The sequence below is a fragment of the Kitasatospora hibisci genome, from assembly GCF_043950205.1.
GTDB classification, from domain to species: Bacteria; Actinomycetota; Actinomycetes; order Streptomycetales; family Streptomycetaceae; genus Kitasatospora; species Kitasatospora hibisci.
Genome location: NZ_CP171642.1, coordinates 8,378,196 through 8,403,550 on the forward strand (window position 1 = coordinate 8,378,196; position 25,355 = coordinate 8,403,550).

The 25,355-nt window shown below is 72.9% G+C and carries 24 protein-coding genes and 1 pseudogene; 12 read left to right on the top strand and 13 right to left on the bottom strand.

The window, feature by feature from the left end; all coding sequences use genetic code 11:
• Positions 1 to 271: 271 nt before the first annotated feature.
• Entirely contained in the window at positions 272 to 571 is a 300-nt protein-coding gene (locus tag ACF9IK_RS36435) for a hypothetical protein (protein ID WP_395298340.1), read from the top strand.
• Positions 572 to 633: 62 nt separating this feature from the next.
• Positions 634 to 1,218: a hypothetical protein gene (locus tag ACF9IK_RS36440; protein ID WP_395298341.1), complete on the top strand. Its 585-nt coding sequence runs from the start codon at positions 634 to 636 to the stop codon at positions 1,216 to 1,218.
• 42 nt (positions 1,219 to 1,260) lie between these two features.
• Here the strand turns inward: ACF9IK_RS36440 and ACF9IK_RS36445 are convergent, their stop codons facing one another.
• Positions 1,261 to 2,415: a permease gene (locus tag ACF9IK_RS36445; protein ID WP_395298342.1), complete on the bottom strand. Its 1,155-nt coding sequence runs from the start codon at positions 2,413 to 2,415 to the stop codon at positions 1,261 to 1,263.
• 328 nt (positions 2,416 to 2,743) lie between these two features.
• A complete protein-coding gene (locus tag ACF9IK_RS36450) occupies positions 2,744 to 3,130 on the bottom strand; it encodes a transglycosylase family protein (protein WP_395292469.1) in 387 nt (128 codons plus the stop codon).
• 509 nt (positions 3,131 to 3,639) lie between these two features.
• On the opposite strand from ACF9IK_RS36450, the gene ACF9IK_RS36455 reads away from it, so the two are divergent.
• From ACF9IK_RS36455 to ACF9IK_RS36465, 3 genes are all read left to right on the top strand, one after another.
• Positions 3,640 to 3,765, top strand: coding sequence for a hypothetical protein (locus ACF9IK_RS36455; RefSeq protein WP_395298343.1), 126 nt, complete (start codon positions 3,640 to 3,642; stop codon positions 3,763 to 3,765).
• 63 nt (positions 3,766 to 3,828) lie between these two features.
• Entirely contained in the window at positions 3,829 to 4,413 is a 585-nt protein-coding gene (locus tag ACF9IK_RS36460) for a GNAT family N-acetyltransferase (protein ID WP_395298344.1), read from the top strand.
• Between the two features lie 119 nt (positions 4,414 to 4,532).
• Positions 4,533 to 4,904, top strand: coding sequence for a VOC family protein (locus ACF9IK_RS36465; RefSeq protein WP_395298345.1), 372 nt, complete (start codon positions 4,533 to 4,535; stop codon positions 4,902 to 4,904).
• 33 nt (positions 4,905 to 4,937) lie between these two features.
• On the opposite strand, the gene ACF9IK_RS36470 is transcribed toward ACF9IK_RS36465, so the two are convergent.
• The 3 genes from ACF9IK_RS36470 to ACF9IK_RS36480 form a co-directional block, all read right to left on the bottom strand.
• A complete protein-coding gene (locus ACF9IK_RS36470; RefSeq protein ID WP_395298346.1) occupies positions 4,938 to 5,849 on the bottom strand; it encodes an arginase family protein in 912 nt (303 codons plus the stop codon).
• A gap of 195 nt (positions 5,850 to 6,044) precedes the next feature.
• Positions 6,045 to 7,529, bottom strand: coding sequence for a Re/Si-specific NAD(P)(+) transhydrogenase subunit beta (pntB, locus tag ACF9IK_RS36475; RefSeq protein ID WP_395298347.1), 1,485 nt, complete (start codon positions 7,527 to 7,529; stop codon positions 6,045 to 6,047).
• A 6-nt stretch (positions 7,530 to 7,535) separates the two neighbouring features.
• The gene (locus tag ACF9IK_RS36480) at positions 7,536 to 9,101 is read right to left on the bottom strand and encodes a Re/Si-specific NAD(P)(+) transhydrogenase subunit alpha (RefSeq protein WP_395298348.1); all 1,566 of its coding nucleotides are present in this window, start codon (positions 9,099 to 9,101) and stop codon (positions 7,536 to 7,538) included.
• A 281-nt stretch (positions 9,102 to 9,382) separates the two neighbouring features.
• On the opposite strand from ACF9IK_RS36480, the gene ACF9IK_RS36485 reads away from it, so the two are divergent.
• Positions 9,383 to 9,940, top strand: a complete 558-nt coding sequence (locus tag ACF9IK_RS36485; RefSeq protein ID WP_395298349.1) for a hypothetical protein — start codon at positions 9,383 to 9,385, stop codon at positions 9,938 to 9,940.
• A gap of 232 nt (positions 9,941 to 10,172) precedes the next feature.
• Positions 10,173 to 12,332, top strand: a complete 2,160-nt coding sequence (gene helR / locus ACF9IK_RS36490; protein ID WP_395298350.1) for an RNA polymerase recycling motor ATPase HelR — start codon at positions 10,173 to 10,175, stop codon at positions 12,330 to 12,332.
• Between the two features lie 138 nt (positions 12,333 to 12,470).
• Here the strand turns inward: helR and ACF9IK_RS36495 are convergent, their stop codons facing one another.
• The 5 genes from ACF9IK_RS36495 to ACF9IK_RS36515 all read right to left on the bottom strand — a co-directional run bounded on the left by ACF9IK_RS36495 (position 12,471) and on the right by ACF9IK_RS36515 (position 15,617).
• Positions 12,471 to 12,716, bottom strand: a complete 246-nt coding sequence (locus tag ACF9IK_RS36495) for a hypothetical protein (RefSeq protein ID WP_395298351.1) — start codon at positions 12,714 to 12,716, stop codon at positions 12,471 to 12,473.
• Entirely contained in the window at positions 12,713 to 13,873 is a 1,161-nt protein-coding gene (locus tag ACF9IK_RS36500) for an inorganic phosphate transporter (protein WP_395298352.1), read from the bottom strand. Before ACF9IK_RS36500 ends, ACF9IK_RS36495 begins: the two co-directional genes overlap by 4 nt.
• 126 nt (positions 13,874 to 13,999) lie before the next feature.
• Positions 14,000 to 14,737, bottom strand: coding sequence for an MBL fold metallo-hydrolase (locus ACF9IK_RS36505; protein WP_395298353.1), 738 nt, complete (start codon positions 14,735 to 14,737; stop codon positions 14,000 to 14,002).
• Positions 14,738 to 15,003: 266 nt separating this feature from the next.
• Entirely contained in the window at positions 15,004 to 15,375 is a 372-nt protein-coding gene (locus tag ACF9IK_RS36510) for a fic family toxin-antitoxin system, toxin component (RefSeq protein ID WP_395298354.1), read from the bottom strand.
• On the bottom strand, positions 15,372 to 15,617 hold the full coding sequence (locus ACF9IK_RS36515) for a plasmid mobilization protein (protein WP_395298355.1): 246 nt from the start codon (positions 15,615 to 15,617) through the stop codon (positions 15,372 to 15,374). The genes ACF9IK_RS36510 and ACF9IK_RS36515 overlap by 4 nt, the downstream gene beginning before the upstream one ends.
• 340 nt (positions 15,618 to 15,957) lie before the next feature.
• Between ACF9IK_RS36515 and ACF9IK_RS36520 the strand changes: the two genes are divergently transcribed.
• Positions 15,958 to 16,401: a hypothetical protein gene (locus ACF9IK_RS36520; RefSeq protein ID WP_395298356.1), complete on the top strand. Its 444-nt coding sequence runs from the start codon at positions 15,958 to 15,960 to the stop codon at positions 16,399 to 16,401.
• A gap of 55 nt (positions 16,402 to 16,456) precedes the next feature.
• On the opposite strand, the gene ACF9IK_RS36525 is transcribed toward ACF9IK_RS36520, so the two are convergent.
• On the bottom strand, positions 16,457 to 18,022 hold the full coding sequence (locus ACF9IK_RS36525) for a DUF1254 domain-containing protein (RefSeq protein WP_395298357.1): 1,566 nt from the start codon (positions 18,020 to 18,022) through the stop codon (positions 16,457 to 16,459).
• 280 nt (positions 18,023 to 18,302) lie between these two features.
• On the opposite strand from ACF9IK_RS36525, the gene ACF9IK_RS36530 reads away from it, so the two are divergent.
• Both ACF9IK_RS36530 and ACF9IK_RS36535 read left to right on the top strand, forming a co-directional pair.
• Complete coding sequence (locus ACF9IK_RS36530) at positions 18,303 to 18,971, top strand: GAP family protein (protein ID WP_395298358.1); 669 nt, start codon at positions 18,303 to 18,305, stop codon at positions 18,969 to 18,971.
• Positions 18,972 to 18,987: 16 nt separating this feature from the next.
• Complete coding sequence (locus tag ACF9IK_RS36535; RefSeq protein WP_395298359.1) at positions 18,988 to 20,781, top strand: SulP family inorganic anion transporter; 1,794 nt, start codon at positions 18,988 to 18,990, stop codon at positions 20,779 to 20,781.
• Between the two features lie 35 nt (positions 20,782 to 20,816).
• On the opposite strand, the gene ACF9IK_RS36540 is transcribed toward ACF9IK_RS36535, so the two are convergent.
• Positions 20,817 to 21,539: an NUDIX hydrolase gene (locus ACF9IK_RS36540; protein WP_395298360.1), complete on the bottom strand. Its 723-nt coding sequence runs from the start codon at positions 21,537 to 21,539 to the stop codon at positions 20,817 to 20,819.
• A 132-nt stretch (positions 21,540 to 21,671) separates the two neighbouring features.
• Positions 21,672 to 22,196, bottom strand: a pseudogene (locus ACF9IK_RS36545) (YbaK/EbsC family protein); the annotation flags it as partial.
• Between the two features lie 227 nt (positions 22,197 to 22,423).
• On the opposite strand from ACF9IK_RS36545, the gene ACF9IK_RS36550 reads away from it, so the two are divergent.
• Entirely contained in the window at positions 22,424 to 24,736 is a 2,313-nt protein-coding gene (locus ACF9IK_RS36550) for a family 20 glycosylhydrolase (RefSeq protein ID WP_395298361.1), read from the top strand.
• A gap of 40 nt (positions 24,737 to 24,776) precedes the next feature.
• On the top strand, positions 24,777 to 25,325 hold the full coding sequence (locus tag ACF9IK_RS36555; RefSeq protein ID WP_395298362.1) for a GNAT family N-acetyltransferase: 549 nt from the start codon (positions 24,777 to 24,779) through the stop codon (positions 25,323 to 25,325).
• Positions 25,326 to 25,355 lie beyond the last annotated feature (30 nt).

A 25,355-nucleotide genomic window follows, 5' to 3' on the forward strand; every position in this document is an offset into this window, starting at 1 on the left:
CGCCCCTGAGCCGCTGTCCGGATGGCCGCCCGGGCCGCCGGACGTGAATGCCCGCCGACCGGCGAACCGCTCGGGCAAGAACGGTGCATGACGGTCCGTCCGGTCCTGCGAAGCGGTGAACGGTTTCGGGGCGATCGCCAGGTCCTCGGCACCGGCGGCCGCCCCGACCTCCGCTCCGTCGTCCTGACTCGCCCGGACAGCCGCCGGTGGACGCGTCGGCGGGCGGTTGACCGGTTTCCCCGCCCCGGGTGTCCCCGCCCGGGAACAATGGGTGTCTGAGACGAGGACCGAAGGGGTGGTGGAACCGCAGGTGACCGACCGGCCCTGGCCCGCCCGCCTCTCGCCGCAGGCCGCGAAGGTCCTCGCCGCGCTGCCCCCGCACGCCCGGGAGACGGTCCGCGACGTCCTCGACATCGCCTCCCGCACTCCGTGGGGGTGGCCGGCGTGGGACACCACCGACCCTGAGGGCGAGGACCTGCGCACCGCCGCCATCGGCGCGCTCACCGTCGTCTACCTGGTCAACCGCCTGGCCGGGCGACTGCACGTCATCGACATCGTGTGGCTCGGCTGACCGGTTCGGCGGCAGGGGAAAGGGGGTCGACCAAGATCACACCGCGCCCCTATGCTGGCGCGATGTCCGACAGCACACCCCCGACCCTGCTCTTCGTCATCGGCCCGGCCGCGGTCGGCAAGATGACCGTGGGCGGCGCCATCGCCGAGCGCACCGGCTTCAAGCTCTTCCACAACCACCTCACCATCGAGCCGCTGCTGAGGCTGTTCCCGTACGAGTCGCCCCAGTTCCAGCGCCTCAACCACGACTTCCGTGAGCAGATCCTCGCCGAGGCCGCCGCGAGCGACCTGCCCGGCCTGGTGTTCACCCTCGTCTGGGACTTCGACGACCCGGCCGACGCTGCACTCGTCGACCGTTATGCGGCCCCGTTCCGGGCGCGGGGCGCCCGGGTGCTGTTCCTGGAGCTCACCGCGGACCAGAGCGTCCGGCTGGAGCGCAACGCCGGCGAGTCGCGGCTGGCGGAGAAGGCCTCCAAACGCGATCTGGAGTGGTCCAACGCCAACCTGGTCGGCATGGACGGGACGATGCGACTGAACTCGGTCGACGACTTCGCCCACCTCCCCGAGGCGCACCTGCTGGTCGACAACACCCACCTCGAACCGGGTGAGGTCGCCCGGCGCGCGGTGGAGCACTTCGGACTCCGCTGACGCGGCTCCGGCCCGAGGCCGGCCGGACCGTCGCCGCCGGCCTCAGGCCGCGTGGTCGCCACCGGCCTGCGGTGAGCCGCCCATCATGCGGAGCATGGGAAGGCCGCCGGTCCGGACGAAGCGCACCAGCAGGACGGCGGCCAGCAGCAGGAAGGCGATGTTGAGGAAGGTCGTGTAGTTCCAGGAGACGCCCTCCATCGGAATGGTCGCGTCCGCGCGGTCCGGGATCAGTCCGAGCGCGCCGAAGCCGAGCTCGATGGCGTACCCGGCGATGACCATGGCCGGGTAGAAGGTCGCGAGCAGGAACAGGGCCATCCTCCGGCCGTAGTACTTCCGGTAGATGTTGAGGATGGGCAGGATCAGCAGGTCGGCGAAGATGAAGGAGATGACGCCGCCGAAGCTGATGCCGCCCTTCCAGAGGACGACGGCCAGCGGCACGTTGCCGATCGAGCAGACGAACGAGGCGATCGCCACCAGTGGCCCGATGAGCGGGCCCCAGACCTTGGACGCCACGGGGTGGCCCTCGAAGAAGAAGGCCTGCCAGAAGCTGTCGGGCACCCAGGCGGCGATCGCGCCGGCGATGAGCAGGCCCAGCACCAGGTCGCGCAGGATGGCGGCCCACTCCATGACGAACACGTGCGAGGTGGCGGTGAAGCCCTCCCCGGAGAAAAGCCGTTGTGCGAACGAGCCCTCGCGCTGCACGGACATGTCCATCGCCGCGTGGCCCTCCATCGAACCGGCCAGGCCGCGCTCGGCCTGGGTACGGGCCTCGCGCAGCAGCCGGTCGTGCAGGAACAGCCGGAAGAGGACCGCCAGCAGCGCGATCATGATCGGCCCGCCGACGAACTCGGCCGCGGTGAACTGCCAGCCCATCAGCAACGCCAGGATCACGCCGAGTTCGATGACCAGGTTGGTGGAGGCGATCTCGAAGGCCATCGCCGCGGTGAAGTCGGCCCCCTTGCGGAACAGTGAGCGGGCCAGCGCCACCGCGGCGTAGGAGCACGACGAGGAGGCCGCCCCCAGACCGGCGGCGACCACGAGCGTCCGGGGCCGGTCGTCCCCCAGCAGGCCGGCGACGGTGGCCCTGTGCACGACCGCCTGGACGACGGCGGAGAGCGTGAAGCCGAGGATCAGCGCCCAGGTGATCTCCCAGGTCATGGACCCCGTGATCGACAGCGCGTGCAGGACGGCATCCACGGGCTCTCGCGCCTTCCGCTCGGCTCCGGACCCGATCCGGGCCCGCTCTCCGCATCCGCGCGCAGCCCACTCCGCCCGCACGCAGCTCCAGGACAAGTTATGCCGCGTCGGCACGAATCCAGCGGCACCGGGCCGACGGCACCGCTGCGAGCCCTGCCGCGCCACCCCGACCGGCCTACCGCCGCCACGCCTCCCGGCCGTCGGTGGACACCGGTCGACTGCCCGCCGCCCGGGGTTTCGTCCAGCGGGCGGCCGCGGGTCTCGAACGGAGGGGTGTGTGCCGGGACGCCGTTGTTCCTGGGGCCGGTGGGGGGATGGGGTGGGGGTGTTACTTGGTGAGGCCGGCCTTGACGGAGCAGACGGGCCAGGCGCCGGGGCCCTGGGCGGCGAGGACCTTCTCGCCGATGGCGATCTGCTGGGCCTTGGTGGCCTGGTGGGCCTGGGGGGCGTAGGCGGTGCCGCCGAAGGCGGCCCAGGTGCTGGAGGTGAACTGGAGGCCGCCGTAGAAGCCGTTGCCGGTGTTGATGGCCCAGTTGCCGGTGGCTTCGCACTGGGCGACCTTGTCCCAGACGGAGGCGGGGGCGGCGGAGGCGGTGTTGGCCGTGACGAGGCCGGCCACCGGCAGGGCGGTGAGGGCCCCGGCCATGAGTGCCATGCGGACGCGGTTGCGGCGCTTGGTGGTGGTGGCGGTGGTGGTCTCGTTACGGATGGCCATGGGGTTTCCTTTCGGAAGGGGGTGTGCGGGCGTGCGGAACCAGGCCCTGGGGGGGGGTGGTTTCGGGGGGTGTGGCTCGCGTGGTCGGGCACCGGGTCGTCCCGGTGGGCGCTGGGCCTTGGTGGGGCGGTTCGTTCGGTGCAACGGGTTCGAAGCTACGGGGGTGGGTGGGGGGTTTCAAGGATTCTGAGGTTTGGGCTGGTCGGGGGGTGGTTACCTGAGGTATCGATCAAGGAATTGTGCTGCTTTGAAGGCAAATGTCCCGTTTTTCAAGATCGAACCTGGCTCGGGAGTGGTCCGCGCCACACGGGTTGGGCTGTGAGGCCGGACACATGGTCGACACCGTGTGACGTCCCGGTGCCGGCGGGTGTGTGAGTCGGTGGTGGTGCGGTCGTCCGGGGGTGGCCCGCACCACAGCCCTCACTCACCGCGCGGGTCCGGCCGACTCTCCGTGACATTCGGCCGGGATCGGCGGGTGCGCGGCCGGTCGGGAGCCTAGGGTGGCTGCCATGGCCGGCTACGAGCTGCAGCGCATCAACGCCTTCCTCGCCGGATTCGCCCGCCGGCAGGCCGAGCACACGGCCGACATCCCCGGTGGGTTCGCCGTGTTCGACGACCGCGTCGTGGTCTCATAACCAGGTGGTCGTCGACCGTGCCGGCGGCGACCCGGACGCGCTGCCGGGCTCGTGGACGAGGTGATGGGGGAGCGGTCGTTCCGCCTCGTCTCCGTGCTCGACGCGGCCTTCGGGGAGGCGTGCGCCGCTCCCTTCGAATGGGCCGGCTACCTGCACCGCACCTACCTGGTGATGCTCCACACCGGCCCGGTCCCCGCCGACCGGTCCGCCGGCGGCTGGCGTACGGCCGAGGACGTCGACCTGGAAGCGATCCGCGCGCCGCTCTCCGCACGGTGGCGCGCCCTCCTGCCCGAGGCCGGCGGCGAGGTGATCGACATGCTGGTCGACCGCCGCCGAACGCGCCTGCGAGGGGCCACCCGCGTGCAGGTCCTGGCTTCACGGGCGGAGAACGGCGAGCTGGCCGCCTGGGGCGACCTCTACCTCGAACCGACCCCCGGCATCGCCCAGGTCGAGGACCTGATGACCGCCGAGGCCCACCTGCGACGCGGCCACGCCGACGCCGTCCTCGCCACCGCCCTCCGCCGGGCGGCCGCCGCCGGCTGCGGGACCCGCTTCCTGACTGCCGACGCCGAGGGCTGGCCGCGCCACTGGCACGAACGCCGCGGCTTCACCCCCATCGGCCACTCCCACGGCTTCCGGCGCACCTGACCCCGGCGGAGCCGGGCCCGGCCGGACGGAGAGGCGGTCGCGAAGCGTGGAGCCGATCACTACGGTGGCGCCACACACGAATTCGAAGTCCGCTGCGCGACAGCCGTCACGGAGGTGCCATGCCCCTGAAGATGAAGCTCACGGCGATAACACTCGACTGCGCCGATCCCGCGGAGCTGGCCGCGTTCTACCGGGAGGCCACCGGGTTCGCGCCCCACCCGAAGTCCGACGGCGACTTCGCCGGCCTCACCCGTGAGGACGGGCTCTTCATCGGTTTCCAACGGGTCGATGGCTACCGGGCTCCGCTGTGGCCCGACCGGGCCGTGCCACAGCAGGTGCACCTCGACTTCGCGGTCGCTGATCTGGACGAGGCCGAGGGACTGCTGCTGGAGCTGGGCGCCGTCAAGCCGGCGTTCCAGCCGGGCGGCGACAGATGGCGGGTGCTCCTCGATCCGGCCGGGCACCCCTTCTGCCTGACCGGGGGAGGCTGACGCCTGAGCGCGGGGCCGCGCCCGGCCCCGGGCTCAGGCGTCCGGGCCGGATCCGGCGCCGAAGGCGTGCTGGAGGAGGTCGGCGAGCAGGGCTGCGCAGGAACCGTCGGGGTCGAGGTCGGGGTCGTAGATGGTGAGGTTGAAGCCGATGCACTGCGGCGAGCCGACCAGGGCCCGCAGTAGTACGGAGAGTTCATCGGGCAGGAGCCCGCCGGGGTCGGGGCTGTCGACGGCCGGCATGACGGACGGGTCCAGCACGTCGGCGTCCAAGTGGACCCAGAAGCCGGCGGTCGGGGCGGCTTCCAGGCTCCGCACCACCGCGGCCGCCAGCTTCCCGACGCCGAGCTCGCGGATCTCTCCGACGGTGGTGTTCGCGATCCTGAGCGCGGTGAGCTCGGCGCGCTCGTCGTCGTAGTCGCGGATTCCGAGGACGTGGACGTCCTCGTCCCGGAGGTACGGGCGCAGCCCTTCGAGGTCGGCCAGGTCGGCCTGACCGCGGCCGGTTCCGATGGCGAGCTCCTCGCCGCCCGCGGCGCCGACGCGGTCGGAGTTGCCGGGGTGGCGGAAGTCTGCGGATCCGTCGACGACGGCGACCCCGTAGCGCCCGATGCGCCGCAGGGCGAGTGCGGCGCCGAGCTGGATCGAGCAGTCCCCACCGAGGACGAGCGGGAAGTCTCCCGCCCGGACGTGGTGTTCGAGCCGGTCGGCGAGCTTGCGGGTGTAGCCGGCGATGGCCTCGGCGTTGAACACGCCGTCGCCCTCGTGCCAGTCGCCGCGGTCGTAGCGGGGCGGGACGACGACACCGCCCTCCGCCGCACCGAGCCGTTGCAGCAGCCGTTGCTCGCGCAGCGCGCCGGCCAGCTTGTAGCAGCCGGGTACGGTGCCTTCTGCCGGCGGTCGAAGGCCGAGGTTGGACGGGGCGTCGACGAGGACGATGCGGCGCATGGTGCCATTCTCGCCGTCAGGAGCACCGTGGTCCAAGGGATTTCGCCGCGTCGGAACCGTGCGCTCCCGTCCGCGTGGTCCGCCCGCGACGATGGTGGCGCCGACGCCGCCGGGAAGGCGCTGGTGCCCCGGCCGAGAGCGAGGCCGGGGCACCAGCGCCACCAGGACGAGCGGTAACCGGAGGGGGGCGGCCCCTTACACCGTGGCCCGGCCGGCCGCGGTGGCCTGGCGGGTGGCCGGTGCCGCGCCGCCGCCCCCGCCCCCGCCCACCGCGTCGAGGGCACGGAGGATGTCCTCGACGCTCTGCTTGGCGTCGCCGAAGAGCATGCTGCTGTTCTCCCGGAAGAACAGCGGGTTCTGCACCCCGGCGTACCCGGACGCCATGGACCGCTTGAACACGATCACCTGCTCCGCCTCCCACACCCGCAGCACCGGCATGCCGGCGATCGGGCTGGAGGGATCGTCGGTGGCGGCCGGGTTGACCGTGTCGTTGGCGCCGATGACCAGGACGACGGACGTCTCGGCGAAGTCGTCGTTGATCTCGTCCATCTCCAGGACGATGTCGTAGGGCACCTTCGCCTCGGCGAGCAGCACGTTCATATGCCCGGGCAGCCGGCCCGCGACGGGGTGGACGCCGAAGCGCACCTCCACACCGCGCTCGCGCAGCCGACGGGTGAGCTCCGCGACCGGGTGCTGCGCCTGCGCCACCGCCATGCCGTAGCCCGGGGTGATCACGACGGACCGGGCCTGCGCGAGCTGCCGGGCCGCCTCCTCGGCGCGGATCTCGCGGTGCTCGCCCTGCTCCCCGCCCCCTCCGGAGGGAGCCTCGATGCCGAAACCGCCGGCGATCACGGAGAGGAAGGAACGGTTCATCGCCTTGCACATGATGTACGACAGGTAGGCGCCGGAGGAGCCGACCAGCGCGCCGGTGACGATGAGCAGGTTGTTGTCGAGCAGGAATCCGGCGGCCGCCGCGGCCCAGCCGGAGTAGCTGTTGAGCATGGAGACGACGACGGGCATGTCGCCGCCGCCGATGGAGGCGACCAGGTGCCAGCCCAGTGCCAGCGCCAGGACCGTCACCGCGATCATCAGACCGAGGCCCGGGCTGACGGTGAACCAGACCGTCAGCGCGACGAACGCGGCGAGCGCGCCGAGGTTCAGCAGGTTCTTGCCGGGCAGCACCAGCGGACGCGAGGCGATCCGGGCGGACAACTTGAGGAAGGCGACGACGGAGCCGGTGAAGGTGACCGCGCCGATGAAGATGCCGATGAACACCTCGGCGTGGTGGATGCCCAGCAGGTCGGCGCCGACGGTGGTCTGCGCGGAACCGTGCGACTCCACCTCCAGGTAGCTGTTCCAGCCCACCAGCACCGCGGCGAGGCCGACGAAGCTGTGCAGCACGGCGATCAGCTCCGGCATCTGGGTCATCTCGACCTGCCGGGCCCGCCACAGGCCGATCGCGCCGCCCATCGCCATCGCGACGACGATCAGGGTGACCGCGCCGGCGGTGATGCTGCGCGAGGCCACGATCACGGTGGCGACCAGGGCGAGCGCCATGCCGGCGATGCCGTAGCCGACACCCGCGCGGGACGTGCGGTGCTGGGACAGCCCGGCCAGACTCAGGATGAACAGCAGCGCGGCGACCAGGTCCGCGGCGTGGGCGGCCGTCGTGGAAGTCATCGGGGCTCAGCCTTTCGAGAACATGGACAGCATGCGGCGGGTGACGGCGAAGCCGCCGAAGATGTTCACGCTCGTCAGCAGGATCGCCACGAAGGACAGCACGGTGACCAGCGCGCCCATGTGCCCGATCTGCAGCAGGGCGCCGACCACCACGATCCCGGAGATCGCGTTGGTCACCGACATCAGCGGTGTGTGCAGGGCGTGGTGGACCTTCCCGATGACGTAGTAGCCGATGACCACGGCCAGTGCGAACACCGTGAAGTTCTCCGCGAGCTGGGTCGGGGCGAAGGCGACCAGCAGGAACATCGCCAGCATGCCGACGCCGATCAGGCCGAACCGGGCCGCCGGGGTGAGCCGGGGCTTCCTCGGTTCCGGAGCCGCCGCGGCGGCCGCGGGCTGCGCGGAGGCAGCGGCGGGCGCGGCAGAGACCGCCACGGGCGGCGGCGGCCAGGTGATCTCCCCGGCGCGGACCACGGTCACGGCGCGCTGGACCACGTCCTCGAAGTCGATCACCAACTGCCCGTCCTTGCCGGGCGTCAGCAGGGTGAGCAGGTTGACCAGGTTGGTGCCGAACAGCTGCGACGCCTGGGCGGGCAGCCGGGCGGCGAGATCGGTGTAACCGATGATGGTGACGCCGTTGCCGGTGACCACCGTGCGGCCAGCGACCGTGCCCTCGACGTTGCCGCCCTGGGCGGCCGCCATGTCGACGACGACGCTCCCGGGCTTCATCGCCGCCACGTCCGCGGCGGTGAGCAGTCGCGGCGCGGGCCGGCCGGGGATCAGCGCGGTGGTGATGACGATGTCCACGTCCTCGGCCTGCTCGTGGTAGAGCTCCGCCGCGGCGCGGTCGTAGTCGGCGGAGGTCGCCTTCGCGTAGCCGTCGGTGCTCGCCTCCTGGGCGGCGTTCACGGCGAGGTACTCGCCGCCCAGCGACTTCACCTGGTCGGCGACCTCCGGGCGCGGGTCGGTCGCCCGGACGATCGCCCCCAGGCTGGAGGCGGCGCCGATGGCGGCGAGCCCGGCCACACCGGCGCCGGCCACCAGGACCTTCGCCGGGGGGACCTTGCCCGCGGCCGTCACCTGCCCGGTGAAGAAGCGCCCGAAGACGTGGGCGGCCTCGATCACGGCCCGGTAGCCGGCGATGTTCGCCATGGAGCTGAGCACGTCCATCGACTGCGCCCGCGAGATGCGGGGCACCGCCTCCAGCGCGAGCGCGGTGATCGGACGTGAGGACAGCGCCTTCAGCAGCTCGGGCCGCTGCGCCGGGGAGAGCAGGCCGACCACGGTCGCACCGTCCCGCAGCCGGTCGATCTCCGCGGTGGACGGCGCGTTGACCTTCAGCACGATGTCGGCGCTCCACGCGTCCGCGATGTGCGCGCCGACCGCGGTGTAGGCGTCGTCGGTGAAGCCGGAGGCCGCGCCGGCCTCGGACTCGACCACGACCTCGTACCCGAGCGCGAGCAGCCCGCGCACCGTGGACGGCGTCGCGGCGACCCGGGTCTCCCCGGCGGTCGACTCGGCGACCACGCCGATGCGCCGCGGGGGGTGGTGGGTGGCGTCCTGTGCAGACATCACTCGTGCCTCTCTCGTCGGAGGAGCCGTTGACGGCGGTTCTGCGAACACGGGGGAGGAGAGTCCTTCCCTCTTGGACGCAGGAACCTACATGCCGGGGCCCGACAGGGGGACGGGGCGAAGCCGTGACGTCCTTCACCCGTGCGTGCCCCGCCGTGCCCCGATCGGCCGGAATCCGCCGCCACCCGGGGCCCGGCAGGGACCGGTCGTGACGGCCGCGAGGCCACCGCTGCGACGGAAGTAGGCTCTCGGCTGATCACACCATCGACGAGGGAGAAGACATGGGTCAGAAGATCATCCGGTTCTCGGACCTGACGGGGAAGCACGCGGAGAACGAGGCTGACCTGGTACGCATCGTCGTCCGCGAGCATCCGGACCTGGCGGACGGCCCGGTGGAGATCGAGGCGTTGGCCGACGAGCTCGCGGCGGTGGAGGAGCACGCGCTCGACCTGGTGACGATCGAGCTGCACCACCCGGACGCCGACGAGCCGGAGACGGTCGTTCTGGAGGCCGAGGTGTTCGACCGGCTGGCCTCGGCCGCTCCGATGGCCGAGGTGCTGCGGGGGGCCAAGCGGGTGACGCGGACGGTCCCCGCCCAGGGCGCGGCACCGGCCGCAGCCAAGGAGCGGCCCAACTACGCCAGCCTGGAGCACGCCGGGAGGCCGCACAAGGGGCGCACCACCGACGCCGAGAAGCAGGTCGTCCGGCAGCACCTGGACGAGATCAACGAGCGGCTGGCCGCCGCCGGCGTCCGGACGATCGACCTCGGCAACGCCGAGCACGTGAGCCGGTACGGCCTGGAGGAGCTGGCACGGGAACGGGGCGTCACGCTCGGTTGACGGGCCCGCGTCCGGCCGGGGCCTCCGGCACCGCCGGGGGTCCCGGCCCGGCGAACGACAGAGGCGAGGAGTCCGCACTCCTCGCCACTCTCAACTTATAGCGCAGTGGGGGGCTTGCGGCAAGGCCCCCGTCCTGGCGCAGAATCGCTGGCCTAGACCTGGACCAGCGCAACCGGAAGATCCGCGAGGCCCGCCCGGGCCCTCGCCGGATCGGCCGCGGAACGGAGCCGCCGTGACGACCCCGACCCCACTGACGACCAGTGCGTTCGACCTCCCCGACCACCTCGCCGCCAAGGCCGACCCGGCGCTGATCGCCGGCGACGAGCGGCACTTCGCCGCCGTCGCGGCGAGCGTGGAGCAGACGGTCGCCGAGCTGTCCGACCGCCTCGACGCCGCGCGCAGGGCGCCCGGCGGCGTCGGCCGGGAGGCGATGGACCGGGACGCCGAGATCCACCGGCTGACCGGCCGCCTGCGCACCCTGCGCCGCTTCGGCCTCGACCTGTGCCTCGGGCGCATCGTCGGCGCGGAGGGCGCCGGGCCCGTCTACATCGGCCGGCTCGGCCTCACCGACGGCGACGGCCGCCGGCTGCTGGTGGACTGGCGCTCACCCGCGGCCGAGCCGTTCTTCGCCGCGACCCACGCCGACCCGATGGGCCTGGCCAGCCGCCGCCGCTACCGCTGGACCCGCGGCCGGATCGGCGACTACTGGGACGAGGTGTTCACCGCGGACGGGCGGGAGGGGCACGCCGCGCTCGACGACCAGTCAGCCTTCATCGCGAGCCTCGGTGCCAACCGGTCGTCCCGGATGCGGGACGTCCTCGGCACCATCCAAGCCGACCAGGACGCCGTCATCCGCGCAGGGTCCCGCGGCGCGCTGGTCGTCGACGGCGGCCCCGGAACCGGCAAGACCGTGGTCGCCCTGCACCGCACCGCCCACCTCCTCTACTCGGACCCGCGCCTGGGACACCGGCGCGGCGGCGTGCTGTTCGTGGGCCCGCACCAGCCCTACCTGGCCTATGTCGCCGACGTGCTCCCCAGCCTCGGCGAGGAGGGCGTGCAGACCTGCACCGTGCGCGACCTCGTCCCCGAGGGCGCCGGCGCGCCGATCGAGACCGACCCGGAGGTGGCCCGGCTGAAGTCCTCCGCCGGCCTGGTGCAGGCGATCGAGAAGGCCGTCGGCATCTACGAGGAGCCGCCCACCGAGGGGATGGCGGTGGAGACCCACTGGTCCGACCTCTGGCTGAGCGCCGAGGACTGGGCGCAGGCGTTCGACGCGCCGGAGCCGGGCACCCCGCACAACGAGGCGCGCGAGCAGATCTGGGACGAGCTGGTCGCGATCCTGATGGAGAAGAACGGCGACGAGACCGTCTCGCCGGAGCTGTTCCGCAGGTCGCTGCTGCAGGACGAGGAGCTGGTCACCACCCTCCACCGAGCCTGGCCGATGCTCGAAGCGGCCGAGCTCGTCGGAGACCTCTGGACGGTCCCCGCCTACCTGCGGCTCTGCGCTCCCTGGCTCGGCCGGGACGGGGTCCGCGCCCTCCAGCGCACCGACGCCCAGGCCTGGACGGTCTCCGACCTGCCACTCCTGGACGCGGCACGCCGGCGCCTCGGCGACCCGGAGACCGCCCGGCGCAAGCGCCGGCAGGCCGTCGCCGTCGCCGCCGAACGCGAGCGGATGGCCCGTGTCATCGACGACCTGCTCGCGGCCGACGACGACGGTGAGGGCGCGGTGACGATGCTGCGCGGGCGGGACCTCCAGGACAGCCTGGTCGACGAGGGCGCGCTGCCCGGTGCCGACCAGGACCGGCTCGCCGGCCCGTTCGCCCACATCGTCGTGGACGAGGCCCAGGAGCTGACCGACGCGGAGTGGCAGATGCTCCTCCGGCGCTGCCCGTCCCGGAGCTTCACCATCGTCGGGGACCGCGCCCAGGCCAGGCACGGGTTCACCGAGTCGTGGCAGGAGCGGCTGGAGCGGGTCGGACTTGACCGCGTCACCCTCGCCTCGCTGAGCATCAACTACCGGACGCCGCAGGAGGTCATGGCGGAGGCCGAGCCGGTGATCCGGGCCGTGCTCCCGGACGCCAACGTGCCCGCCTCGGTCCGCAGCAGCGGGGTGCCGGTCGTCCACGGTTCCGTGGCGGAGCTGGACGCCGTCCTCGACGGCTGGCTCGCCGAGCACACCGAGGGGATCGCCTGCGTCATCGGCGATCCGGCCTTCCGCACGGCGCCCCGGGTCCGGTCGCTGACCCCGGAACTGGCTAAGGGGCTGGAGTTCGACCTGGTCGTCCTGGTCGACCCGGAGCGGTTCGGCGAGGGCATCGAGGGGGCGGTCGACCGCTACGTCGCGATGACCCGCGCCACCCAGCGCCTCGTCGTCCTCACGAGCTCCTGAGCCGCGGGGCCGCTGAGCCGCGGGGCCGCTGAGCCGCAGGACCGGGTCGGCGCCCTCCTCGACCAGGTCCTCGGCACCGCACCACACCTGGCCCGGACCGCGGGCAGGTGGCCCGGACCCGGTGGCCCCGCACGCAGGTCAGCTGTGGTTGACGATGACGTAGATGCCCCAGCCGATCGCCGCCAGCACCACGGCGAAGCACAGGCCGGCCACCGTGTAGCCGAGCGGACCGACCGAGGGCCGGCCGGCGGCGGCCGTTTCGGCCGCCGCCGGGGGATTGAGGGCACGCACGCCGATCGCGAAGAGCGCCGGCAGTCCGGCTCCGGTGAGCAGCCCCACGACGAGGATCCTCCACAGCGCGTCCAGGTTGATCCAGGAGTTCACGAGGCCACCTCGTCCGTCGGGGGCGCCGGGTGGAGCGAACCCGTCCACGCGGCATTGACGTTCTCCGGGGTCACGGCCGGGCGGCGGGAGGCGGCGAAGAAGGCGATCGAGGCCAGGACCAGCACGATGAAGATCGCCGCCACGCCCGCGGTGCCGCCGATCGCGTCCGTGGCCCAGTAGGTCAGGGCGCCGACCAGCCCGGCGGCCGGCAGGGTGAGCACCCAGGCCGCCACCATCCGGTGGGCGATGTGCCAGCGCACCACCGCGCCCTTCCTGCCCACCCCTGCGCCCAGGATCGACCCGGTCGCCACGTGGGTGGTGGAGAGCGAGTAGCCGAAGTCGGTGGAGGAGAGGATCACCGCGGCCGAGGCCGACTCGCTGGCCATCCCCTGTGGTGCCTCGATCTCCACCAGCCCCTTGCCGAGGGCCCGGATGACGCGCCAGCCGCCGAAATAGGTGCCCAGGGCGATCGCCACCGCGCACGAGGTGATCACCCAGGTCGGGGCGTTCGCCCCGGACTGCAGGGTGCCGTTGGCGATCAGCGCCAGCGTGATGACGCCCATGGTCTTCTGCGCGTCGTTGGTCCCGTGGGCGAGCGAGACCATGCAGGCCGAGCCGACCTGGCCGATCCGGAAGCCGTGTGCGCGCGGGCCCTCGGCCACGTCCCGGGTGAGTCGGTAGACGAGGTAGGTGCCGACCGCGGAGACTGCGCCGGCGATCACCGGCGACAGTGCGGCGGGCACGATCACCTTGGAGACCAGCCCCTGCCACTTGACGGCCGAGCTGCCCGCGGCCGCCATCGTCGCTCCGATCACACCTCCGATCAGGGCGTGCGAGGAGCTGGAGGGGATGCCGACGTACCAGGTGGTCAGATTCCAGAGGATGCTGCCCGTCAGGCCCGCCATGACCACGGTGAGGGTCACGTCGGCGGTGTCGACCAGACCGCCGGCGATGGTCGCCGCGACCGCGGTCGACAGGAACGCACCGGCCAGGTTCAACACCGCGGAGACGGCCACCGCGACGCGCGGGGGGAGAGCGCCCGTGACGATCGAGGTGGCCATGGCGTTGCCGGTGTCGTGGAATCCGTTGGTGAAGTCGAAGCCCAGCGCAGTGGCAACCACCAACGCCAGGACCACATCGTTGCCGGTCACGGGCATGAACCTAACCCGTGGCCGGCGCCGACCCCGCCACCGACACCGCGGTGTGCCCGTCGTCGTCGGGCACCATCCGTCCGGACGAATGCGAGGGGGGATCGCCGGTCGGGGTTGGGGGGCGAGACGGCGTCAGAAGGTGAACGCCATGCCCTCCTCGGCGGCGACCACCTCGCCCGCGAAGGTGCTTCGGGCCTCGGCGGTCGAGCGTGTGCGGTCGCTGCCGGGCCAGAAGTGGGTGAGCAGCAGGCGCCCGGCCCCGGCGCGGGCTCCCCACGCCCCGGCCTCAGCGGCGCTCATCAGGTGGGGGTCGCCGTCCCCGGAGCCGACGCCCTGGAGCGTGGCGCCGGCGATGAACAGATCAGCGTCGGCGGCGAGCCGGGCGAGGGCGGGGCCGGGACCGGCGTCGCCGCTGTAGGCGACGCTCAGGCCCGGCGCCGTCAACCGCACGCCCGCATGGGGGACGTGATGCGGCAGCAGCGCGGTGTCGAGCCGGAACGGCCCCACCTGGTGGCCGGACGGAAGCGGGTGGACATCGAAGACGTCGAGCAGGCTCTCCGTGGGTTCCATCGCCTGGACCCGTGTGACCACCCCGGGCGTGCAGTACAGCGGCAGGCGATCGCCGCGCTCCGGCGCGAAGTGGCGTGCGCGGCACAGGGCGCTGAGGTCGGCACAGTGGTCGGGGTGCTCATGGGTGATCACCACGGCGTCCACCTGCCCGTCGGCGCAGTGCTCCGACAGCCGCGGGAACGTTCCGTAGCCGAGATCGAGCACCAGCCGGAACCCGTCGTACTCCAGCAGGAAGCCGCTGGCACTCCGCCCGGCCTCGGGCCAGGCGCCGCACGTCCCCAGAACCGTCAGTCTCCGCACCGGCCGATGCTCTCACGGGTGCCCGCGGGGGTCGACCGGGTTTGAGCCCCGAGCGCCGCACCGGGCGAGCGGCGGTCGCGGCCGGTTCACGTGCGGCCGGGCGGACCGGTCCCGAGCGACTGCAGGACGAGCGGGGAGGCCCGACGCGAGGCGCTCGTCGAACGAGGTGTCCTCCAGGCGGGGTGCGACCCGGCTCGCCGCGGCCCGTGAGGCGCCCGCCGCGACGGTCGCCCCCGCACAGCCGCCCGGTACGGGGCCCGGCTGCGTCAGCGGTACCAGCCGCGGATGGCGACGGCGGTCTCGCGGACGTCGGCCCGCCCGTCGCGGATGCGGGCGGCCAGCTCGACCGCCTGCTTGGGTTCGGCGGTGACGATCACGCCCGAGGCGCTGAGGTAGGAGGCGGCGACGACGGCGGCGAAGTGCTCGTTGGCGGAGTCCAGCGCCGGCACCCGGATGAGCTGGTGCATCAGCGCGCCCGCACGCTGGTGCAGCGCGCCGTACACGGGCACGTCCATGACCTCGTCGACGTGGCGGGCGACCGCGGCGGCGAGGGAGCCGTAGTCGGTGACGTCCGGGTCGGAGGGCAGGAACTGGTGGGCGATGTCGAGCAGCCAGGCCCGGTCGATCCGCAGGATCACGCGGCGTCCGCCGTTCCGGGGCGGGCGGCTTCCTCCGGGTAGGGGCCGAACTCGGCCTCGAAGGCCGGCCCCCATGCCTGGGCGAAGTGCGCCGCGGCGGTCAGGAACCGTTCCCGCCGCTCGTCGGCCTCCTCGGCCAGCACCTTGCGGGCGTAGTCCGGCAGGCTCATCCCCGCCGCCTCGGCGCGCTGTTCGAGGGCCTCGTGGATGCTGTCGTCCAGGCGAACGTTCAGTTGCTTCATGCCTGGTAGCGTATCCACCCGTAGTGGGCGCTACAAGCACACCGGGGGCGTGCCCCTCCGTCGGACGCGGGCCGCGGGCGGACGGAGTCTTGACAGGGGCGAGGGGCGCCGTGAAACTCATCGCACGCGAACCGGTCGAGGGGATCGGCCGGCGTCGTCGCGGGAGAGCGGCGGACCGGGCGCGGCCGAGGCGCGGGTGCGGCCCGTCGGCTCGGCCGCGCGCCGCCCAGGCCGTCGGAGTCCGGGAGGCCGGAGCGGTTCTCGCCGCGGCTTCGGCCGGGCCGCTGCCCGGCGAGTCCGGTCGCGCCCCGACCCGTGGAATCAAGAGGGGTTGTGCGCCATGGCACTTCCGGCGGAGTCCGACAACGTTCCCCGGCGGCGTCCCGCCGGGGCCCTGCGCGGCAGGTGGCCCGGAGCGGTCAGCCGGCCCGGCTCCACGGAGTTCGAGGCGTCCGCCAAGAACTGGCTGTTCGACCTCGCTCCCGCGCGCTGGCGGCACGAGGAGGTCTTCCACCGCAACCCCGTCGAGCTGGCGTGCATGCTCCGCCTGCACCTGGACGCGGAGGTCCTCGCCATGCAGGCCGGTCTGAAGGCCCTGCGCACCGCCCTGGCCGGAAGGCTGCGGCGTGCCGACTCGATCGAGATCATCGAGGCCTACGTCCGGGAGCAGGCCTGGGCCAAGGGGATGCGCGAGCAGGTCGCGCTGGTCGAGGACGCGCTCCACCAGGCCCTCGGCGGCGCCGCGCGCAAGCGGGTCGCCTGGCGCATCGTCAGCGGCCCGTGACCCGCGCCGGGCGCCGCTGACGATGCGGCTCCGGCGTGGGGCCCGCGCCGGGGGCTCAGGCTGTGGCGGGGGCCTGCAGCTCGATCTCGCCGGGGCGCCAGGACCTGTCGAAGAAGGCGGGGAGCGGGCCGTAGAGGCGCAGGATGGCGAACCAGTTGCGGCCGGGCGCGGTCTGCACCCAGTTGCCCTCGGGCACCCCGTCGGGGAGGACGGGGTCGAACCAGAGGCTGACCGACCCGTCCTTGTCCGGGACGGCGGCCGGGGTCGGACAGGGCCGGGAGCCCGCGCGGGGGAAGCGCTGGTCGGTGGCGAGCATCGATCGCGTCTGGCTGTCGTAGAGGGTGACGGACCAGAACCGCTCGGCCGGCACCGCCGGCGGCAGGATCAGCCGGTACGTCCGGTCACCCTCCAGCGCAAGCCCGGTGGAGTCGACGGTCGCGCCGAGGTGCTGGGAGCCGACCCCGGGAAGGTCCACGGACACCGCCGGGGTGACGCCGGTGGCGAGGTAGAAGAACGACGAGCGGGCGTTGAGGTGCTCCACCCCGTGGTCGGGCGGGGGCACGAGGCCCCCGCGGATGGCCGTCGGCTGTGCGGTCCGGAAGCCGCCCCTGCCGCCGGACAGCGGTGACGTCCAGTGGGAGCCGGTGCCGGGGTAGAGGTCGAAGCCCTCGGCGGCGCGCGGCCGCATCGCCACCGCCCGCACGTACGCGTTGGCGGTCGCCGCGGCGTCCTCCAGCACGTCCTGCCAGTAGCCGTCGGGGGCGAACGGGCGGTCCTTGACGATCCCGATCGCGGCGATCGGCGCAGCCGCCTGGGGGTCGAGCGCCGTGGCCGGTTCGGCCTGCACCGCTTCGTCGAGGAGGGTGAAGAACGAGGCGTCCACCGGTGCGACGGTGTTGATGGCCAGACCGCTGCCCTCCACGAAGCGCGGCGTGCGCGGGGAGGCGGGCGGGGCGAGGGCGGCGCGGCCGAGCAGGGCGGAGCCCACCGACGTCCCGTAGCCGCCGGGCGTGTACGGGGTGATCTTCAGCTGCTCCCGGATCCGGCGGGCCGCGGGCGCAGGGTCGTCGCCCTCCGGGAAGCAGCGCCCGAGGAGCCACACCCGGTTCGTCCGCACCCGGTGCACGAACATCCCGCCCTCGGGCAGCGGGCCCCGGTACCCGGGCCCGGCGAAGAGGTAGCGGCCGCCCTCGCCCCGGTCCGGCCCGGGCACTCCCAGGTCCGTCACCCAGCGGAACCACATGTCGTCGGCGACGGTCAGGCAGTCGGGCGGGACGTCCACCACCACCGGGCCCTCGCCGAGGTCCAGGAAGGTCAGGAAACCGACGGTGTCGGCATCGGCGGTCAGGAACAGCGACCGGCAGTCCATCAGCTCGGAGAAGACCAGTACGTCGCCGTCGGCGACCCCGGCGGCTAGCAGCGCCCTGCGCATCGCCCAGAGCGAGACGGCGGGCAGGCCCGCCCGGTAGGCCTCGACGGCGTGCAGGCGGTCCAGTCGGCCGTAGACCGCCGCCGCGGTCTCGGGTGTCGGCATGCCGTCGGCGAAGACGAAGGTACCGGCCGTCGTCTTCACGGTGTCGGGGGTGGTCAGGGAGGCGGGCACGGGGTCGAGCTCGGGCACGGAGGTTCCTTTCGGCGCAGCCGAATACGGTCCGACCCTAGGACGGTAGGACAAATGGCGCATTTCGCCCAGTGGTGCCGATGGTCCACCGGTGCTGATCGCCGGCAGCGCTGATCGCCCGTTAGTGGCACCGCCGGCCCGGTGTCGCACCGCAGGGCGGGCGCGGCCCGTTCGAGGGGGCCGCCGAATGGCGGATGATCATGCCCAAAAGGTGCGAAACCCGTGGGTGTTCCTAGGCTGTTGAGCTGACGTGGCAAGGAGTCGGGAAAGGGGCGGGCCCATGGGTGAGGCGATCGGCTCGATGCTGACATCGGCCGTCGGCATCGCGATCAGCCCGTTGCCGCTGATCGCGGTGATCCTCATGCTGGCCACCCCGCGCGGCCGGACCAACGGCACCGCCTTCACGGCCGGCTGGGTGCTCACCCTCGGCGCCGTGGTGGCCGCGGTCGGCGTGGCCGGCAGCGGACTGGGCACCGGCGAGGCGAAGCCCACCTGGGCCGACTGGCTGAAGCTCGCACTGGGCGTCCTGTTCGTCGTGCTCGCCGTCCGACACTGGCACGACCGGCCCCGGGCCGGTCGCGTGGCCGCGCCGCCGACGTGGATGCGCGCGGTCGACCGCTTCACGCCCGCCGAGTCCGCCGGTCTCGCGGCCGCCCTGGTCGCCGCCAACCCGAAGAACCTCGTCCTGGCGGTCGGCGGCGCGGTGTCGATCGCCACCAGCGGTGCGAGCGGCGCTGGCAAGGCGGTGGCCGGTGCGCTGATGGTGGTCATCGGCTCGCTCTGCACCCTGGTTCCGCTCGGCGTCTACCTGCTCGGCGGCGACCGCGCAGCCCGGGTGCTGGAGGAGTGGAAGGCGTGGATGGCCACCCACAACTCCGCGATCATGACGACCGTGCTGGCCGTCCTCGGCGCCAAGTACATCGGCGACGCCGTCTCCGGCCTCGCCTGACCGCGGAAGCGCCCGGATGCGCCCGGACCGCCCGGAAGAGCCCGACCGGCCGTCCCAGCCGGACGAGCCCCGTCCGGTCGGGCAGGCCGCCGGCCCCGGAAGGCCGGCGAACCTCGCCGCCCGCCTCCGCGGGCTGCGCCGCAGGCTCGGCCGGCCCGAGCCCGCCGACCTCACGTCCGGCATGGTCACCGGGCTGTTCTCGATCCCCGAAGGCATGGCCTACGCGGCGATCGGCGGGTTCAACCCGGTGGCCGGCCTGTACGCGGGCGTGGTGCCGCCGATCCTCGGCTCGCTCACCGCACCCACCGTTCTGATGATCACCACGCTCACCAGCGCGATCGCGCTCACCGGCCAGAGCGTGCTCGCCGACGCCGGCCTCGACCCGCACGACGCGGGCAACGTCGCCGCGCTCACCGTGTTCGTCGGCCTGTTGATGCTGCTGATGGGCGCGCTGCGCCTCGGCGTACTGCTCAGCTTCGTCTCCAACGCCGTCATGGTCGGCTTCTCCACCGGCATCGCGCTGCAGATCATCACCGGTGTGTTCAAGGACGCCACCGGTTACCAGCCGACCGGCCACGGCAAGCTCACCCGGCTCGCCGACTGGCTCGTCCACACGCCCGACTGGCAGCTCTCCGCCAGCCTCGTCGCCGCCGCCACGATCGCCGTCTGGGCGCTGGCCCGCGTGGTGCGGAGGCTCGAACCGGTGGCACTGCTGATCGCCATGGTGGTGGTCAGTGCGGCCGTCGCCGCGCTCGGCACCGACGTCGAACTCGTCCGCGACATCGCCGAGATCCCGGCCGCACTGCCCGGCTTCACCGTGCCCGACTGGGACGCACTCCCGCAGCTGGCGCCGGGCGCGCTGTCGGTCGCCCTGGTCGCCCTCGCCCAGGCCGCCGGGATCCCCCCCTCGGTGCCCAACCCCGACGGCAGCCGGTCCAGCGTCAACGGGGACTTCGTCTCCCAGGGCGTCGCCAACCTGGGCGGAGGCCTGTTCCAGGCTCTGCCCGCGGGCGGCTCCCTCTCGCGCACCGGCGTGGCGGCCTCCGCCGGGGCCCGCAGCCGCTGGGCCGGCGTCGTCTCCGGGGTCTTCCTCGCGCTGGTCGTCCTGATCGCCGGCTCGCTCGCCGAGCGCATCCCGATGCCGGTGATCGGCGGGCTCATCCTGGTCGTCGGCGGCGAACTCGTCTGGGGCAAGCGGGCCGACATCCTGCTCGTCGTACGCACCTCGCGGCTCTCCACCGTCGCGATGGTCGCCACCTTCGTCGCCACCAGCCAGCTCCCGCTCCAGCAGGCCATCATTCTCGGCGCGGTGCTCTCCCTCCTGCTGTACTGCGTCCAGGCCGCCCGCCGGGCCCGCTTCACCGCACTGACCCGGGACGCGGAGGGCCGCTGGTACACCGCGCCCGTCCCCGAACGGCTGCCGCCCGGCGAGGTCACCGTCCTGGACTACGAGGGCACCAGCTTCTTCGCCGAGCTCCCCACGTTGCGCACCTACCTGCCGGACGTCACCGGCGGGCGCAACGCCGTCCTGGTCCTCGTGGTCCGCACCGCCCCCGACATCCCCTCCTCCGCCATCCTCAAGGAGCTCCGCCGCTACACCGACGCCCTCCACCGCGAGGGCGGCCGTCTCGTCCTCGCCGGCGTCCAGCCACCGCTCGCCGTCGTGCTGCGCCGCACCGGCCTCGCCGACCACCTCGGTGCCGACGCCATCACCCCGGCCGGTGGCCCCCTGCTCGCACCGCTCGACCGCGCCCACGCCGAGGCCCGCGCCTGGATCGCCGACCGGGGGAGGGACGACCCCGAGGTGTGAACGGGTGGGCGCGGCGCGGTGAGTCGGTACGTCTCCTACCGCGACGCGTAGCGGTGCAGGGCCGCATCCAGGTACTCCGCGCGGGGACCGGCCAGCCGGGCCACCTCGGCGGGTGAACCGACGAACGCGATCTCGACGAGTTCCCGCTCCGGCGGCAGTGCCGCGAACCGCTCGCACAGCAGCGCCCGCGGCAGAGCGGGCGCGAGGAAGAGCACGCCGATGCTGCCGTACGGCCTGTGCGTGACCGCCCAGAGCTTCAGTTCCTCCGGTGCCGCGCGGACCCCGGTCTCCTCGACCAGTTCGCGGGCCGCCTCCCGCTGCAGGTCGGCGGTGCCCAACGGCCGGCCGTCCGGGCGGGGTTCGACGGAACCGCCGGGTGGCTGCCACCGGCCGGGCGTGGCCGTCGCCGGGGACATCCGGCCGACCAGCAGCCGCCGGTCCGGGGTGGGCTGGAGGACGCTGACCGACAGCGACCCGGTGGGGACCGTCGTGCCGGGCACGCTCCGCAGTGCGTAGTGGCGGTAGGTCGTACGGGTCCACCGGACCACCAGCCGGCCCGGTCCGTCCCACGAGGTCCCCGTGCACGCCACGACCGGCCCGTCGAAGAACGTCGGGTTCCGGCGGACGGCCTGCTCCCAGGCACGGTCCCTGGCCGTGCGCTCCTCCGCCGACAGCCGGAGCGGGGGAGCCTCGACCAGGACCAGCTCGCGCACGTCCAGGACCTCGGAACGGGTCGGCGGCGGCAGCGGATCACACATCCGTTCATGATCCCGAACCCGCCGCCGGCCGTGCCGCACGACACCCGTGCGGACTCGTGGGTCGTGGGTCGTGGGTCATGAGTCGTGGCGGCGTCGGGGCGTGGGTGCCGGCGCGTGCCCGTTGGCCGTCGGTCAGACGCCGAGGCCGGGGAGCACCTCGGCACGGGGAGCCGTGCCACCGCCGAGTCGGGGAGGATCGGTTTGCCCCGGCGCCGCCCGCTGCCGATGAGGACGTGCGGTGCGGCGACCACCGCCTCGTCGACCAGCAGCGCCCAACTGTCCGTCAGACCGACGGCGGTGACGCCGTCGTACTCCATCCCGGTCTCCGCGACGGTGACGTCCATGGGCGCGAACGAGGCCCGTGCGGACGGTCGTGTTGACGTCCAGGCGGGTGTCGGCACGCACCAGACAGGCGGTAAGGGTGACGTCCCGCCACGTTTGGCGGCCGCCACCACGCAGTTGCCGGAGAGTTCCAGCGGTACGTCGTAGGCTTGGGACAAGACGGCGGTATCGGCCTTTGTCGGGATCGGTGTCCACGTACGGCACGGACTCGGCCGCCTCCCGCGCCTCCCAGCTCTTCAGGGCGTCGGCAACGGGGCCGGAAAGGTCGTCACAGAGGTCGAGCGCCGCGCGGACGGCCGTGAAGTTCCCGAACGGAGGGGGGCAGGTGCTCGCTCACGGCGCGGACTGTACCGCAGGCGACCGGGGGCCGTTGCTCCGCCGGAAGCAGCAGTGGGCCGGTTCCGGCGTCGTGACGGCTCCGGGGGTCTTGCGCGTCGAGCAGTTCTGCTCAATCATGCTCGATGCGCTGATGAAGTACGCAGAAATGGCCAATGCGTCAGGCCAGTCCTCGCTCTCCCACACCTCGCACGAGTGGTGATCACATGCGCACACTCCGCCTCGTCACCGTCGTCTACCTGATGGCAACGTTGCTCCTCACACCCGTGACCGCCTCGACGGACGCCCAGGCGGCTTCCGCTTCCGGCGTCCCCGACGTCGTTCCGGCGCTGCGTCAGTGGACCGCCGGTACCGGCACCTACACCTTCACCACCGCGAGCCGGATCGTCGTCAACCCCGCGTACGCCGACCAACTCTCCGACGAGGCCGCCACCTTCGCCGACGACCTCGGGGCGCTGACCGGGCGCAGCGTCACCGTCGCCACGGGCTACGCGGGGGCCGGGGACATCGCGCTGACCCTCGGCGACTCCTCCGTGCCCGCCGAGGGCTACCGGATGGCCGTCGGCCAGTCCCTCACCGTCGCCGCACCCACCGACACCGGCGCGTTCAACGGCACCCGGACGGTGCTTCAGCTCCTGCACCAGTCGCCGACGGTGGCGGCCGGCACGGCGGTGGACTGGCCGTCGAAGCCGGAGCGCGGCCTGATGATCGATCAGGGACGGAAGTTCTTCACGGTCGACTGGGTGAAGCAGCACATCAAGGAGCTTGCCTACCTCAAGCTCAACTACTTCCACTTCCACCTCTCCGACACCTTCGGCTTCCGGCTGGAGTCCGCCACCCACCCGGAGATCGTCTCCGCCGACCACTACAGCAAGCAGGACATCGCCGACCTGGTGGCGCTCGGGTTGAAGTACCACGTCGCCATCGTCCCGGAGATCGACACCCCCGGGCACATGAACCCGATCCTCGCCGCCCACCCCGAGCTGAAGCTCCGGAACAGCGCGGGAAGTGCCAGCGCCGACTTCATCGACCTCTCGCTGCCCGGCACGTACAGCCTGATCAGAGACCTGATCGAGGAGTACCTGCCGCTCTTCCCCGCGCCCTACTGGCACATCGGCGCCGACGAGTACGTCTCCGACTACAGCCAGTACCCGCAGCTGCTCAGCTACGCCCGCGCCACCTACGGTGCCGACGCCACGGCCAAGGACGCCTACTACGGGTACGTCAACTGGGCCGACTCCCTGGTCCGGGCACACGGCAGGACCACCCGGATGTGGAACGACGGCATCAAGCCCGGCGACGGAACGATCGCGCCCAACCCCGACATCCTGGTCGAGTTCTGGTACGACTACGGGCTGACCCCGCAGCAGCTCGTGAACGCCGGGCACGTCGTCGCCAACGAGTCCTGGACCCCGACCTACTACGTGCTCGGCGGCGCGAAGCCGGACACCAGGTGGATGTACGAGACCTGGACCCCGGACCTCTACCAGGGCGGGAACACGATCACCGACGGCACTGGGAACCCCGGCTCGCTGATCCACGTCTGGTGCGACAACCCGACCGCCGAGACCGAGGACCAGATCGCCACCGGCCTCTTCCAGCCGCTCCGGGCTCTCGCCCAGCAGACCTGGGGATCACCCAAGCCGGTCGGCGCGTACGCCGACTTCACCGCGATCACCGCCGTGATCGGCCACAACCCCTCCTGGCCGGCCACCGGGTGGCCGGGCAACCTGGCGCAGAACCGGCCCACCACGGCCTCCAGCACCGAGACCGCGGGCCTCCCGGCGGCGGCCGCCACCGACGGCGACACCGGCACCCGCTGGTCAAGCGCCTTCAGCGACCCGCAGTGGCTGCAGGTCGACCTCGGCTCCACCCGGTCGATCGGGAGGGTCGTCCTGCGCTGGGAGACGGCCTTCGGGAAGTCCTTCCAGATCCAGCTCTCCGACGACGGCGCCGCCTGGCGCACCGTCTACTCCACCACCACCGGCACCGGCGGCGTCCAGGACCTCACCGGCCTCGACGGCTCCGGCCGCTACCTGCGCCTTTACGGCACCCAGCGCGGCACCTCCTGGGGCTACTCCCTGTACGAGCTGGAGGCGTACGCCCCCGGCTGGCCGGCAGGCACCCGCATCCTCTCGACGGGCGGCAGGGCCCTCGACGACCCCGCCTCCGCCACCGCTCCGGGCACCCGGCTGATCACCTGGACCACGCACGGCGGCCCCAACCAGCAGTGGCAGCTCTCCCGTAACTCCGACGGCAGCTACACCATGGTCAACGGCGCGTCCCGGCTCTGCGCCGGCCTCGCCGACGGCTCCACCGGAGCCGGCACCGCCGTGGTCCAGGCCGTCTGTGACAGCGGCGACGGCCAACGCTGGCTGCTCACCTCACGCGGCGGCGGGTACACCGTCGCCAACAAGGCCGGCGGCCTCCTCCTGACCACAGCCACCACCGCCGACGGATCCCCCGTCACCCTGCAAGCCGCGGGCGGCACCCTGCTCCAGATCTGGCAGATCGCCTGATCGTCGGATCACTCCCACGGTCGTGCGGTAGGTTGCGGCCATGACGGAATCCGGACCCGGCGCCTGGCCTCCTGTCCCGATGAGGACGGAACGGCTTCTGCTCCGGGAGTCCGAGGCCCGGGACCGCGGCGCGTTCATCGAGCTGTTCGCATCGCCCGAGGCGGGCGCCTACGTCGGTGGTCCTCGACCGCTTGCCGAGCTTGAGCGCGCGGTCCCCGAAGTACCCGGGCGGCGCCCCGGCCTGTTCGTGATCGATCTCGACGGAGCGATGATCGGCGTGATCACGCTCGATCGGCGCGACGCAGCGCGTCCGGGGCACGTCCGCCCGGATGCCGGGGAGGTCGAGCTGGGCTACATGTTCCTGCCGCAGGCATGGGGGCTCGGGTACGCCGCCGAGGCATGCGCGGCGGCACTCGCCTGGTTCGCCGCCGCGCGCCCCGGCGACCCGGTGGTGCTCTGCACCCAGACCGCCAACGACCGCTCGATGCGCCTCGCGGCGAAGCTGGGGTTCACCGAGGTGCAACGGTTCGAGGAGTACGGCGCCGAGCAGTGGTTCGGCGTGTGGCCCCCGGCCGCCCCGCGCGGCTGAGCCGACGGCTCAGGGTCCCGCCTGGCGCAC